Genomic DNA, 12,528 nt, shown 5'->3' with positions numbered 1-12,528 from the left:
ATCTCGGGCGTCAACAATCATCGGCCGAGAGGGTTTTCATGCGGTTTGCCATGTTCAGTGCTGCGGTGTCCACGGCGCTCGTGGGCGCGGGGATCGTGCTCGGCGCGGGTGCCGCGCAGGCGGCCGAGCCGGTCGCGCAGCCCGATCGGCTGGGGCTGCAACTGAGTCATGCGGAAACCCAGGCCGTCGCGGGCGGCCCGATCCCGGCGCTGGTCAGCATGGTGGTGCCGCTCAATCGGATCGGCGTCGGCCTGAAGCCCGACACCGGGATCTACAAGGACGAGAACGGTGGCGTGCACGCGTCGCTGCGGCAGGCGATCATGGAGGCGGCCGATCGTCCCGACGGGACGATCACCCTGTTCCTGAACGCGCCCGGCACCCGCAACGGCCGCGTGCTCGACATCTACCAGAACTGGGGCTAGCGCCGAGCTAGCCGGACCGGCTCAGGCGTACATGCACGGCGCCTGCGGCACGATCGTGTGCAGGAAGCACATGAACGAGTTGTACGGGCCCGCGGAACCGGAGTCCGGCACGAGCACCGGTGCGTCGACCGCGCCCGCGGTCACCGCCGCGGGCTCCAGCGGCAGGCCGGTGTTCGCGCCCGCGGGCGCGGCGCCGATCCCGATCGCGGTGGCAAACGCCAGTGCGGCACAGACTTTCACAGCAAGCCGGTTCATCAAACCCTGTCCTCTTGATTGGCACGTCCGAATGACAGCCGAAATCCTAACGGCCGCAGCGGTATTGTGGCCCACCGTGGACAGCGCCGGATATCGGTTGCCGCGACTCTAGTGCCTGGCCTCGCGCTAGGTGATCCCGAGGCAGACGCTAGGTGATCCCGAGGCAGAACAGCGCCGAACCGGTGGTCGCGAGGCAGGCCAGCGGCGCGGGCAGCGCGTGCAGCAGTGGCGCGGGCGGGGATTGGACGAGGGCAGGCGGCGACACGACGGGCCCGGCGGCGGAAACCTCGGCGGGCGCCGCCGCGGCCGTGACCACGGTTGCCGTGCCGATCAGACCGGCGGCCGCGACACCGAAGAGCGTGCGCTTGACGGGGACTGTGGGTTTCATGCGTCGGATGTTCCCGCGAATCGGGAAACGAAACGGCCGGCGCGGCCGAGTTCAGCGCGCGCGGCGCTGCCGCACCGTGCGGGTGACCGCGTCGATGACGAGCAGCCCCGCGACGGCGCCGAGCACCGCGGCGAGCAACAGCCACGGCCCCACGTAGCGCGTCGCGACGAATTCCGGCGCCGGATCGAGCGCGGCGAAGGTGGTGGTCCGAATGCCGTTGCGCCAGCTGCCCACTCCGGCGACGAGCGCGAGCACGGCCAAGCCGAACTCCCCGGCGACCACCGCGATCCAACCCTTCATCGGTCCGCTCCGTTCTCGCTGGGCTCGTTCTCGGTGCCTGATGCGTCGGGCCCGGGATCCGGCGCGGCGGCATCGCCGGCGGGCGAGCCGGAGGCCTTATCGGCCGGCTGGCCGGCAGCAGTGTCGGCCGGCTGGCCGGCAGCAGTGTCGGTCGGCTGGCCGGCAGCAGTGTCGGTCGGCTGGCCGGCAGCAGTATCGGCCGACTGGCCGGAGGCAGTATCGGCCGGCTCGCCGGGGGCAGTATCGGCCGGCCGGCCGAGGGCCGTGTCGAGCGCGTCCCGCAGCGCCCGGTGATCTTTCGCCCATGCTTGCACGAACCCACCGTCGGCCAGGCGCAGGCCGATGCCGGTGCGCCGGCGCGGTACTCCGCTCAGCTCGCCGAGCGCCCGCGCGGATTCCCAGTCCTCGTCGTCCCACGCGTCCTCGTCGCGTTCGGGCAGCACCGCGGCGACGGCGCTGAGCGGCAGCGTTTCGGTGCCCTGCCGCAGCGTGCGGTCGGTGAGCTCGACGCTGACGTGGCGGCGTCCGGCGATCACTTGCAGCACAACGAAACCCGCGATCAGCGAGCCACAGAAGAGCAGCGCGAACCAGTGCACGGCGCTCCCGGTCGCCAGCTCCAGGATCAGAATGATCAGACACAGAATCGGCCCGTAGGCGGTGGTCCGCCAGCGCGCACCCGGCTCGGCGAACAGCACATTCGCGTCGTCGTGTGTGGCGGTCATGCGATATCCACCAGGGCGCGCCGAATCGGCCGGATACCGCGAATGGGCAAGGGAGAAGACAGAATCAGCGAGTGAGGCCGGGCAGCAGCAGCACGGCGACGGTGACCACCCCGAACAGGACCAGCAGGCTCAACACGGCCAGCTCGCGCCGAATGCTCTGCGGCTGTTGGATCACCACTCGCATTGATGCCTCCGATTCCCCGGAGCCATCTGCAACGCACAACAACGCTTGACAGCCAACTACCGGTTCCCATGTCCACTGTGACAACCCTCACGATACATGCCGACCTGGCCCCGACAAATTCGGGTACCCGTCGTTCACCGTCGGCTCACCTGGAAATACGCGGTGGCTTCCGGCCGGTGGGCCAGGTAAACGGCGCCACTCGCGAGCACCGCCTGCACGATCGCGGCACCGCCGGCGATCAGCGAGGCGGCCCCCGTCACCGAGTTGAACGCGAACAGCGCGCCGACCCCGACCACGATGAGCCAGACTCCCGCGATGGTCAGCAGCGTGCGCGCCCAGAGCTTGCCCCGGGCGAACTGGTGCACGATCAGCAACGCCACCCCGGCCACCGCCAGCCCGAGCACCACCAGGACCACGAAGACCAGCGCCACCATCAGCTCGACACTGGCCATGGTGACCTGCGGGTCCTTTTCCTTGGCCTGATCGAAGATCTGTTTGGCGAAGCTGTGCCGCTGCGCGAACCCGTCGAGCACCATCGCGACCAGCTGGACGACACCGAATCCGACCACACCCCACCACAATTGCCGGGCGGTACCCACATCCGTCGGCATCGGCATCGGCGGCGGCGGCGCGGGCGGGTACGGCGCGCCGATCGGTCTCGGCAGGTTGTTCACGACAACCAGTGTGCGGCCTCGGTCGCCCAGTAGGTGAGCACGATGTCCGCCCCGGCCCGGCGGATGCCCATGAGCGACTCGAGCACGGCGCCGCGGCGATCGATCCAGCCCCGCTCGGCGGCGGCGGTGATCATCGCGTACTCGCCGGAGATCTGGTAGGCCGCGACCGGCACCGGCGAGTGGTCGGCGACGTCGCGCAGGATGTCCAGATACGACATGGCCGGCTTCACCATCACCAGGTCCGCGCCCTCGGCGAGGTCGAGGTCCAGTTCCCGGATCGCCTCGCGGCGGTTCGCCGGGTCCTGCTGGTAGGTGCGCCGGTCGCCTTCCAGCGACGAGGCGACGGCCTCGCGGAACGGGCCGTAGAACGCCGAGGCGTACTTGGCGGCGTAGGCCAGGATGCCGGTATCGGTGCGGCCCACGGCGTCCAGACCGCGGCGGATCGCGCCGACCTGGCCGTCCATCATGCCGCTGGTGCCGAGCAGGTCAGCGCCGGCGGCGGCCTGGGCCAGCGCCATCTCGACGTAGCGGTGCAGGGTGGCGTCGTTGTCCACGGATCCGTCGGCGGCGACCACACCGCAGTGCCCGTGGTCGGTGAACTCGTCGAGACAGGTATCGGCCATCAGCACGGTGGCCGAGCCGACCTCGTCGGACAGCGCCCGCAGACCACGGTTCAGAATGCCGTCCGGATCACTGGCCTGACTGCCGGTGGCGTCCTTGTCCTCCGGGCGCGGGATACCGAACAGCATGAGCCCGCCGACGCCCGCGGTCACCGCCTCGACGGCGGCCTTGCGCAGCGAGTCCATCGAATGCTGCACGACCCCCGGCATCGAACTGATTTCCCGCGGTTCCTCCAGGCCGTCGGCCACGAACATCGGCAACACCAATTGCCGTGGCTGCAGTGTGGTTTCGGCCACGAGCCGACGCAGGGCGGGGGTACGGCGCAACCGCCGTGGGCGGTCCATTCCGGTCATATCCGCACCATACGCCCGGCGCCGGACGGTGTCGCGAGCGCCCGGCGCGCGCCCGCCCGTCCGGCCGCCCCGGAGCTGCCGGTTTCCCGCGAGCACCGGGCGAACCGGAACCCGGCTGGTCTTCGGCTGCCACGGTGCTCGAAATCACACCGCTGCCGCGGATCGATGGCGCATACTCCGACAGGAGGGCGAGACCCCCTGGGGGACTTCATGACCGAATCGCACACCGAAATCTCGCTGGCCCGAGCCGCCGACTTCGAATCGTGGGTGGCGGTACTGCTCGCGGACTGGTGGCCGGTGCTCACCGGCGGACTGGCGCCGCCCCGGACGACGCTGCGCGCCTGGCGGGCCGTGGACGGCAGCAGGCAGATCTTCCGGGTCGAGCTGATCGCCCGGCAGTCCGCCGAAGCCGACCTCATGACGGTGGCCCGCGCCGCGTTCGTCGAACTCGGCATGCGGCCGGACGAGCGCGAATGGGCGCAGAGTCAGGGCAGGCATCTGGTCGGGCACACCGAGGACGCCACCGCGCAGCTGCGCTTCTCCGATACCGCGCACACCATCTTCCTGCGCCTGCAGAGCAGGCCGTGTCACGTCTCGGTGGCGGGCGGGCGGCAGTTGAGCGCCCTGCCGGACGCGAACCTGCCGTTCCCGAACACCGCGACCGGTCCGCTCGACATCCGGGTCGCGCGCAACAGCGCCCGGCATCTGCTCGCCCAGCACAGCGCGCGCTTCGCCACGCCCGCCGACCCGTTCCAGCTGGCGCCGCAGGGACACGTCTCGGATGTGGGCTGGGCGTTCGTGTTTCCCTGGTCCACTACGTCCTGGTACACCGACGGTTCGGCACCGGTGCTCGCGCCCGGCGTCAAAGGGCCGATAGTGGTAGTGAAGGACACTGGAGACACCTGGCTACTGGACAGCCTCAGCAGCTACGACTCCCAACTCGCCGGCTACGCCGCAGCCAACGGCTACCGGCACGGCACCTCCGATTCGGCCTGAAAGGTCCGCGATGACTCCCGACGCAGGCCCGCAGGAGCAGCCCCCGCCGGGAGCGCGGCGACTGCCCGACGGGCGGCTGCTGATTCCGTGGCAGGGCAAGCAGCCGGACGGGACCATCGCGCACGGGATGGTCGAGATCGGTCCCGACGACGACCGGTTCGCCGCATGGAGCGAATCCATCGCCCGGCGCGAACGCGGCGAACTCCCCGACGACGCGTATCCCGTGGATACCGGGGCGCTCCCGCTGTTCCTCGATCCGCGGCCGGACCCGGTGCCGACCGCCCGGGAACGCAGACTCGACGCGTTGCGGGCGATCGCCGGACGCGGCGATATCGGCGCGATGGAACAGCTCGCGCAGTTGCTGCGCGAGGCGAGCGATCTCGCGGGCGCCGAGCAGTGGTTCCGGCGCGCCGCCGAGCGCGGCAGCGGGACCGCGATGGCCGATCTCGGGTTGCTGTGCGGCACGCACGGCCGGATCGCGGAGGCGGTGCACTGGCTGGAGGCCGCGGTCGCGGCGGGGTGCGTGGGCGCGGACGTGCAGCTCGGGCTGGTACATCTGGAACGCGGCCAGATCGACGAGGCCGAGCGATGGCTGCGCCCCGCGGCCGAGGACGGATCGCCGGAGGCCCTGTGCAATATGGGCGTCGTCGCGAATCGGCGCGGCGACGCCGAATCCGCCGAGCAGTGGTACGAACGCGCGGCGGCGGCCGGGCATCCCACCGCCATGCGCACCCTCGGCTTGTATCTGGCGCGGCGGGGCGAGCTCGAGCGCGCCGTCGCCCTGCTCACCGAGGCCATCCGCCGCGGTCGTGCCGACGCGATGGCCATCCTCGGCTGGCTGTATCTCGAGCAGGGCGACACCGCGGGCGGCGAGTACTGGCTGCGCCGCGGCGCCGACGCGGACGATCCGGATTCGATGTTCCGCCTCGCCCTCTACCTGCGCGAGCAGGAATCGGCCCCCTTCCCGGGCGACCTGTCCGAACCGGGCGTACTGCGCGCCGCCGCACTGATCGCGACCGGCCGCACCCCGGCCCAGCAGGAAGCCCGGCGCTGGCTCGAACGCGCCGCCGCCCTCGGCCACCCCCAATCCCTGCAACTCCTGCACGACCTCTGACCCTCTGCCGCACGACCGTTGTGCCGTGCTGCCGCACGACTGCTGTGCCCCGCGCGACGCGCGTCGACCCGGGCGCGGCAAGTGTGCTGGGCAGGGCCCAAAAACGTTGCGGCCAGGGGTTTTTGTCGGTGGGGGGGCGATATAATCGAAACAGTGTTCGAGGGGGCTCGCCGAGCCTCCGATCGCATCGGGAGGGAAGCCTGTGCCCGCGACGAAGACCGTTCTGATCGATAGTCCCTACACACCGCTGGAGAAGAAGAGACTGCCCGCGGGGCGCCCGCGGTCCTGGTATGTCCGGCACAACCGGAAGCTCAAGGCGATGCGACTGACCATCGCGCTGCTCGATTCCGGGGTCTACAACGCGAGCGAAGCCAACAACAAACGCATCCGCTACACCGCGGACGTGATCGGCATCCGCCCGCCGTCGGACACCACCTGCACCATGGTGCGCACGCTGATCCGCAAGCGGCACTGAGGTTTTCGCCCACCCCGCAGACCCGCGGCACGCCACGCGGCCGTGTCGCGGGAATGCGACCCGGTCGGGAAACAACGGCGTCAGGAAGCGGCGCCGTCGGTCAACCCTGGCGTCAGTCAAACCGCACCGGCGGTCGAATCGTGCCGACGGTCGAACCGTGCCCGCGGTCGAACCGCACCGGCGGACAAACCGTGCCGACGGTCAAACCGTGCCGACGGTCAAACCGTGCCGACGGTTGAACCGCACCGGCGGTCAAACCGTGCCAACGGTCAAACCGTGCCAACGGTCAAACCGTGCCAACGGTCGAACCGTGCCAACGGACAAGCGGTGCCGTGGGTAACGCTGTGTCGTCCGAAAACAGCACCGCCCGAACCGGCTTCGGTTCGGGCGGTGTGACGATCCAGCAGCTCGGGTCAGCGGCTGCGCCGGCTCTTCTTGCGGGGCGGCGGCAGCAGACCCTCGGCGCGCAGCCGGGCGGCGTGCTCGGCGAGCGCCTCGACCAGCGGACCGACCTGCGCGACCTCGGGCTGCACGTCGACGCGCAAGCCGAACTCGATGGCGGTCTCGGCGGTCTTCGGGCCGATACACGCGACGATGGTGCGCGCGTGCGGCTTGCCCGCGATGCCGACCAGGTTGCGGACCGTGGAGGACGAGGTGAACAGGACCGCGTCGAAGCCACCGGTCTTGATCATCTCGCGGGTCTCCGCGGGCGGCGGCGAGGCGCGCACCGTGCGGTAGGCGGTCACGTCGTCGATTTCCCAGCCGCGGTCGCGCAGCCCCTCGGCCAGCGTCTCGGTCGCGATATCGGCGCGCGGCAACAGGACCCGGTTCACCGGATCGAAAACGTCGTCGTAGGGCGGGAAGTCGGCGAGCAGACCCTCGGAGGACTGTTCCCCGCTGGGCACCAGTTCCGGATTGATGCCGAACGAGCGCACCTTGTCCGCGGTGGCCTCACCGACGCAGGCGATCTTCACGCCGGAGAAAGCCCGTGCGTCCAAACCGAATTCGGCGAACTTCTCCCACACCGCGCGCACCGCGTTGGTGGAGGTGAACACCACCCACTGGTAGCGGCCGTCGACCAGACCCTTGACCGCCCGCTCCATCTGGGCGGGGCTGCGCGGCGGCTCGACCGCGATGGTCGGCACTTCCATCGGGATGGCGCCGTGGGTGACGAGCCGCTCGCTCATCTCGCCCGCCTGGTCCTTGGTGCGCGGCACCAGCACGGTCCAGCCGTACAGGGCGCGCGACTCCCACCAGGACATCTTCGACCGGGACGCGACCACCTTGCCGATGGTCACCACCAGCGGGCCGACCAGTTCGGAGGCCGCGCTGTTCAGCGTGGCCAGGGTCGCCTCGATGGTGCGCTGCTGGCGCGTGGTGCCGCGCACGGTCACCGCGACCGGGGTCTGCGGCGCCATGCCGTGTTCCACCAGGGCACTGGCGGTTTCGGCCAGGTGACCCGAGGTCGCGTGCAGCACCAGCGGTCCCGGCGCGGCGGCGAGCGCGGCCCAGTCCACTTCGCCGCGCACATCGGCCTCGGTGTGCCCGGAGCCGAGCGCGATGCCGGCGTAGCTGGGCACGGCCGAGCCGTTGGGCAGCCCGGGCAGCACCTCGAACACCATGTGCGAGCGGGTCACCGCGTTCACCTCGGCGATCACCGAATCGGTGGTGAGCGGATCGCCGGCGACCACCCGGACCACGTCGAAGCCGTTGCGGGCCTCCGCGATCAGCGTCTTGGCCACCTCGGCGGGTTCACCGAGCGCGGGCCGCACGTCGACCGGACGTTCGCCGTCGGGACCTGGCTCGACCGCGGTGCCGATCAGGGCGAGCACGCCCTTGTCCACATCGGGGTCGGTGAACGCGAGGGTGGCGCGCCCGATCACCTCGCGGGCACGCACCGTCAGCAACGCCGGGTCACCGGGACCCGACCCGACGAAAAGGATCCGACCGGGGTGCTTCTTAGTTGCTCGCGCGCTCATTGGCTGTTCTCCATTGGGCTGGGTTGGGTGAAGTCTGTGGCGGGCGCACTCACCGCCGCGGTGGATGAACCGGCATCCGGTTCGGGCACACTGAGCAGCTCACGCGCGCCCAGTTCCAGTAGTTCGCGGGCCAGCGCGCGGCCGAGCTGCTCCGCGTGCTCCGGCGCGCCGACCACCGACGCTCTGAGCACGTCGGAACCGTCGACGGCGGCGGCGCAGCCGCGCAGCGAGAGCTCGTCGAAGATGCGCCCGTCGTCGTCGATCGACTCGACCACCTCGGCCAGTGCGCCGAACGGCGCGGAGCATCCGGCCTCCAGCTCGGCGAGCAACGCCCGCTCCGCGGTGATCGCCGCTCGGGTGGCGGCATCGTCGAAGACCGCCAGCGCCTCGATGAGTTCGCCGGCGTCGCTGCGGCATTCGATCGCCAGCGCGCCCTGACCGGGCGCGGGCAGCATCTGCACCGGCTCCAGCGCCTCGGTGACCGCGTCGAGCCGGCCGATCCGGGCGAGCCCGGCCTTGGCCACCACGACCGCGTCCAGGTGTCCCTCGCTGACCTTGCGCAGCCGGGTGTCCAGGTTGCCGCGCAGCGCCACGATGTCCAGGCCGAGCCCGAGCGCGCGCAACTGCGACGCGCGCCGCGGCGCGGACGTGCCGATCTTCGCTCCGGGCGGGAGCTCACCGAGCACGAGACCGTCGCGCGCCACCAGCGCGTCGCGCGGGTCCTCGCGCGCCGGGATGGCGGCGATGGTGAACCGCTCGTCCTGTGCGGTCGGCAGATCCTTGTACGAGTGCACCGCGATGTCGATGGTGCCGGCGACGAGTTCGTCGCGCAGCGCGGAGGTGAAGACGCCGACCCCGATCTGCTGCACCGGCTCGGCGGACAGATCGCCCGCGGTCTTGATCACCACCAGCTCGGCCGGATGCCCCGCGGCGACCAGCGCATCGCGGATCGTGCCCGCCTGCGTCAGCGCGAGCAGGCTGCCGCGCGTGCCGATCCGCCACGGCGAGCGCAGGTTTGCTGCCGTCACGGTGTCCTCTTCCTGCACGAGTGTCATGGGCGCACCTCGTCGGTGCCCGGGGGCCGCGGGCTCATGCCGTCTGCCCCTGTTCGTCGGCGCGGTGACTCGCGGTGAAGTCGTCCGCCAGCGCGATATCGGCGTCGGCGCGCAGCAGGCCGGCGTGCTCGCCGATCGCGGTGATCTCCATCGGCGCGGCAACCGCTTGCGCCGCACCCGGTTTCAGCTCGAACAGCTCGCGCAGCGCCTCGGCGTAGCTGTCACCGCCCGGGGTCGAGGCGAGCTGTTTGACCCGCACCGTCGGGGCATGCAGCAGCTTGTCCACCACGCGGCGCACGGTGCGGGCCACCTCGTCGCGCTCCGGGTCGGCCAGGCTGGGCAGCCGCGAATCCAGCCGCAGCAGTTCGGCTTCCACCACCTCGGCGGCGCGCTGGCGCAGCGCGGCGACGGTCGGGGTCACCTCGGCCATCCGCTGGCCGGTCAGGTACTTGGCGAGTTCGTCGGCGACGATCGAGCGCGCCGCGGCGGTGTCGTCGGCGGCCGCGCCCGCGGCCGGATCACGTTGCAGCGTCTCGATATCGATCACCGTGACGCCGGGCAGCCCGGCCACCGCGTGCTCGACGTCGCGGGGCAGGCCCAGGTCGCAGAACACCAACGGCCGTTCCGCCGTGGCGAATTCGCCCGCGCGTTCCCGATCGGCCAGGGCCCGATGGGTATCGGCCAGCGTCACCACGTTGCCGACCGCACCGGTGCAGGTGACGACCACGTCGGCCACCGCCATCGCCTCGGTGAGCCGGGACAGCTCGCGCGCCTCGGCCTCGACCCCGTGCGTGCCCGCGGTCTCGGCGAGCCGCTTCGCCCGCGCCATGGTGCGGTTCACCACGATGATCCGGCCGATGCCGGCCCGCGAGAGATGCGCCACCGCAAGGCCGCCCATCGCGCCCGCGCCGACGACCACCGCGGTGCGCCCGGCCAGCGGGCCGAGCACCTGCTGCGCGCGATCGAGCGCCACCGACACCACCGACGCACCGGCCCGGTCGATTCCGGTCTCGGAGTGCACCCGCTTGCCCACCCGCAGCGCGTGCTGAGCCAGCTCGTGCAGGGTCCGCCCGACCGCCTGCTGGGCGTCGGCGGAGGCGTAGGCGCCGCGGATCTGGCTGAGCACCTGCTGCTCGCCGATCACCATCGAATCCAGCCCGCTGGCCACCGCGAACAGATGCTCGGCGGCGGCCTCGCTGTAGCGGACGTACGCGTGCTTGGTCAGATCGGGCAGCGGCAGCCCGGAATGCTTGGTGAGCAGATCGCCGACCTCGGCGAGACCACCGTGGAAGGCGTCGACGACCGCGTACACCTCCACGCGGTTACAGGTGGAGACGATCATCGCCTCGGACACGTGGCTGGAGGCCAGCAGGCGGTCGATCAGCTTGGGTCGGTCGGTGTCGGTGATCGCCACCTTCTCCAGCACCGAAACGGGCGCGCTCCGGTGCGAAATACCGACCAACAAGACGCTCATGCCCGCGCCTCGCTGATGCTCGGCTTCGGCATGCGCATGGCACGCTGTATCACGATTCGCTCGCTTCGCTCGCTCATGGAGTAACCACCGATCCCTTGCTCTTTGGCTCCGTTGCCGTATGCGAGGTCGCCGTGTGCGCGGCTGCCGAATGCTTGAGTGCCGGGTGAGCGGCCGAGGTGTGGGTGGGCGAGCGGTGCGCGATCCGGCCGGAGACGGCCCGCGCCACCTCGGGTTCGGCGACGGCCGGGACGGCCGCGCTGTCGGCGTTGCGCACCCGTTCGAACGAGAGCATCTGCAATTCGACCGCCAGATCGACCCGGCGCACCTCGACCGCGGCGGGCGCGAGCAACTCGCAGGGCGCGAAGCTCAGAATGGACTGCAGCCCGGCCGCGACCAGCCGGTCGCAGGCGTCCTGGGCGGCGTCGTCGGGCACGGTGATGACCGCGATGGTCGGTTCCAGCGCGGCGACCGCGTCGGCCAGCCCGGCGACATCACGCACCACCAGGCCCGCCACCGAGAGACCGATCACCTCGATGTCGTTGTCGAAGATGCCGACCACGGTGAAGCCACGCCGCTGGAACCCGCCGTAGCCGACCAGGGCCCGGCCGAGATTCCCGGCGCCGACGAGCACCACGCGGTGTCCCTGCGACAGGCCGAGCACATCCTCGATCCTGGCCCGTAGCTTGGCTACGTCATAGCCGACACCCCGTACCCCGTTGGGCCCGAGGAAGGAAAGGTCCTTGCGCAGCTTGGCGGAATTGACACCCGCCGCGACAGCCAGTTCCTCACTCGATACGATGGCAACACCCTCGTCGGCCAATGTGGCAAGGACTCGGAGATAGGTCGCCAGCCGCGCCACGGTCGCTTGCGGGATGCCTCGCTGCAGAGCCCTGCCGGAGACGCCGCCGGGCGCCTCATGCTGCTCTGTCACGTCGTCGGCTCCTCGTTCCGGCCCGATCGGGTTCCGGTTCGTCGCTGGACCTCTGGCCCGGGACGGTCCGGTGCCATGGTCGAAGTGTCGCAATGCTGGGTGTCTGTACGCGGTGGGCCCGCAGCCTCGGCGAGCGGGTCCGCGTGCCACCACCGTAACCGCTTGTGCAGCCCTTCACAAAGTCGGTGAAATTGGCCTCATTTTCGGCCGCGACCAGCGCTGCGGCCGAAAAGGACCGTCATCGCTATTCCTCAGCGGCTCAGGTCGGCGCGCAATCGGCCCTCGTCGACGTCGAAATAGCTGTGCTCACGACCGTCGAGCAGCACCACCGGCAACCGGTCACCGAACTCCGCGCGCAGGCCGGGATCGGTGGCCACCGCCTCGTCCACGTCGACGGTCGCCGGCTCGATCCCGAAATCGGCGCAGATCACGCGCAGCTGGTCGAGCGCGGTGACGCACAGGCCACAGCCGGATCTGGTCAACAGGGTCACCGAATGTGTGGGATTGGTCATGGCGGATATTAAATCCCCTCGCCACACCCGAATCGGTCTGCCAGGTCCTGCGCTGACTGTCGCCTCCCCCGGT

General features: G+C 70.7%; 14 protein-coding genes and 1 pseudogene. 4 read left to right on the top strand and 11 right to left on the bottom strand.

Going from position 1 to position 12,528, the window contains the following annotated elements:
- Window positions 1-65 precede the first annotated feature (65 nt).
- On the top strand, window positions 66-422 hold the full coding sequence (locus NVU01S_RS32830; RefSeq protein WP_244467347.1) for a hypothetical protein: 357 nt from the start codon (window positions 66-68) through the stop codon (window positions 420-422).
- A gap of 21 nt (window positions 423-443) precedes the next feature.
- On the opposite strand, the gene NVU01S_RS32825 is transcribed toward NVU01S_RS32830, so the two are convergent.
- The 6 genes and pseudogenes from NVU01S_RS32825 to hemB all read right to left on the bottom strand — a co-directional run bounded on the left by NVU01S_RS32825 (window position 444) and on the right by hemB (window position 3,919).
- Window positions 444-677, bottom strand: coding sequence for a hypothetical protein (locus NVU01S_RS32825; protein ID WP_014988553.1), 234 nt, complete (start codon window positions 675-677; stop codon window positions 444-446).
- Window positions 678-825: 148 nt separating this feature from the next.
- Complete coding sequence (locus NVU01S_RS32820; protein WP_043674608.1) at window positions 826-1,065, bottom strand: hypothetical protein; 240 nt, start codon at window positions 1,063-1,065, stop codon at window positions 826-828.
- 51 nt (window positions 1,066-1,116) lie between these two features.
- Window positions 1,117-1,365: a hypothetical protein gene (locus NVU01S_RS32815; RefSeq protein WP_052280860.1), complete on the bottom strand. Its 249-nt coding sequence runs from the start codon at window positions 1,363-1,365 to the stop codon at window positions 1,117-1,119.
- A gap of 251 nt (window positions 1,366-1,616) precedes the next feature.
- A pseudogene (gene mce1N / locus NVU01S_RS32810) lies at window positions 1,617-2,087 on the bottom strand (transport-regulating membrane protein Mce1N); the annotation flags it as partial.
- A gap of 318 nt (window positions 2,088-2,405) precedes the next feature.
- Window positions 2,406-2,945, bottom strand: coding sequence for a hypothetical protein (locus NVU01S_RS32805; RefSeq protein ID WP_043674614.1), 540 nt, complete (start codon window positions 2,943-2,945; stop codon window positions 2,406-2,408).
- Window positions 2,942-3,919, bottom strand: coding sequence for a porphobilinogen synthase (gene hemB / locus NVU01S_RS32800; protein WP_043674616.1), 978 nt, complete (start codon window positions 3,917-3,919; stop codon window positions 2,942-2,944). Before hemB ends, NVU01S_RS32805 begins: the two co-directional genes overlap by 4 nt.
- A 210-nt stretch (window positions 3,920-4,129) precedes the next feature.
- On the opposite strand from hemB, the gene NVU01S_RS32795 reads away from it, so the two are divergent.
- The 3 genes from NVU01S_RS32795 (at window position 4,130) to NVU01S_RS32785 (ending at window position 6,504) form a co-directional block, all read left to right on the top strand.
- Window positions 4,130-4,915 (top strand): hypothetical protein, encoded by a 786-nt coding sequence (locus tag NVU01S_RS32795; RefSeq protein WP_043674619.1) that lies wholly within the window; start codon window positions 4,130-4,132, stop codon window positions 4,913-4,915.
- A gap of 10 nt (window positions 4,916-4,925) precedes the next feature.
- Window positions 4,926-6,029, top strand: a complete 1,104-nt coding sequence (locus NVU01S_RS32790; RefSeq protein WP_052280861.1) for a tetratricopeptide repeat protein — start codon at window positions 4,926-4,928, stop codon at window positions 6,027-6,029.
- 202 nt (window positions 6,030-6,231) lie between these two features.
- The gene (locus NVU01S_RS32785; RefSeq protein WP_014988561.1) at window positions 6,232-6,504 is read left to right on the top strand and encodes a hypothetical protein; all 273 of its coding nucleotides are present in this window, start codon (window positions 6,232-6,234) and stop codon (window positions 6,502-6,504) included.
- 413 nt (window positions 6,505-6,917) lie between these two features.
- On the opposite strand, the gene NVU01S_RS32780 is transcribed toward NVU01S_RS32785, so the two are convergent.
- The 5 genes from NVU01S_RS32780 to NVU01S_RS32760 form a co-directional block, all read right to left on the bottom strand.
- Complete coding sequence (locus NVU01S_RS32780) at window positions 6,918-8,483, bottom strand: bifunctional uroporphyrinogen-III C-methyltransferase/uroporphyrinogen-III synthase (protein ID WP_014988562.1); 1,566 nt, start codon at window positions 8,481-8,483, stop codon at window positions 6,918-6,920.
- Window positions 8,480-9,538, bottom strand: coding sequence for a hydroxymethylbilane synthase (gene hemC / locus NVU01S_RS32775; RefSeq protein ID WP_052280467.1), 1,059 nt, complete (start codon window positions 9,536-9,538; stop codon window positions 8,480-8,482). The genes NVU01S_RS32780 and hemC overlap by 4 nt, the downstream gene beginning before the upstream one ends.
- A 34-nt stretch (window positions 9,539-9,572) precedes the next feature.
- Complete coding sequence (locus NVU01S_RS32770; RefSeq protein ID WP_029899443.1) at window positions 9,573-11,012, bottom strand: glutamyl-tRNA reductase; 1,440 nt, start codon at window positions 11,010-11,012, stop codon at window positions 9,573-9,575.
- A 73-nt stretch (window positions 11,013-11,085) separates the two neighbouring features.
- Window positions 11,086-11,943 carry a redox-sensing transcriptional repressor Rex gene (locus tag NVU01S_RS32765; RefSeq protein ID WP_043668520.1) on the bottom strand — a complete coding sequence of 286 codons (858 nt, stop codon included), beginning with the start codon at window positions 11,941-11,943 and terminating at the stop codon, window positions 11,086-11,088.
- 251 nt (window positions 11,944-12,194) lie between these two features.
- Window positions 12,195-12,455, bottom strand: a complete 261-nt coding sequence (locus tag NVU01S_RS32760) for a glutaredoxin family protein (RefSeq protein ID WP_029899445.1) — start codon at window positions 12,453-12,455, stop codon at window positions 12,195-12,197.
- Window positions 12,456-12,528 lie beyond the last annotated feature (73 nt).

Source organism: Nocardia vulneris (assembly GCF_001613425.1).
Lineage (GTDB): Bacteria > Actinomycetota > Actinomycetes > Mycobacteriales > Mycobacteriaceae > Nocardia > Nocardia vulneris.
This window is presented reverse-complemented; position numbering and strand designations above follow the sequence as displayed.

Excerpts from the sequence above, each read along its gene's own strand:
- hemC (WP_052280467.1), bottom strand. The coding sequence starts at position 9,538 with ATGACACTCGTGCAGGAAGAGGACACCGTGACGGCAGCAAACCTGCGC.
- NVU01S_RS32815 (WP_052280860.1), bottom strand. The coding sequence starts at position 1,365 with ATGAAGGGTTGGATCGCGGTGGTCGCCGGGGAGTTCGGCTTGGCCGTG.
- NVU01S_RS32790 (WP_052280861.1), top strand. The coding sequence starts at position 4,926 with ATGACTCCCGACGCAGGCCCGCAGGAGCAGCCCCCGCCGGGAGCGCGG.
- NVU01S_RS32795 (WP_043674619.1), top strand. The coding sequence starts at position 4,130 with ATGACCGAATCGCACACCGAAATCTCGCTGGCCCGAGCCGCCGACTTC.
- hemB (WP_043674616.1), bottom strand. The coding sequence starts at position 3,919 with ATGACCGGAATGGACCGCCCACGGCGGTTGCGCCGTACCCCCGCCCTG.
- NVU01S_RS32820 (WP_043674608.1), bottom strand. The coding sequence starts at position 1,065 with ATGAAACCCACAGTCCCCGTCAAGCGCACGCTCTTCGGTGTCGCGGCC.
- NVU01S_RS32770 (WP_029899443.1), bottom strand. The coding sequence starts at position 11,012 with ATGAGCGTCTTGTTGGTCGGTATTTCGCACCGGAGCGCGCCCGTTTCG.
- NVU01S_RS32825 (WP_014988553.1), bottom strand. The coding sequence starts at position 677 with ATGAACCGGCTTGCTGTGAAAGTCTGTGCCGCACTGGCGTTTGCCACC.
- NVU01S_RS32760 (WP_029899445.1), bottom strand. The coding sequence starts at position 12,455 with ATGACCAATCCCACACATTCGGTGACCCTGTTGACCAGATCCGGCTGT.
- NVU01S_RS32780 (WP_014988562.1), bottom strand. The coding sequence starts at position 8,483 with ATGAGCGCGCGAGCAACTAAGAAGCACCCCGGTCGGATCCTTTTCGTC.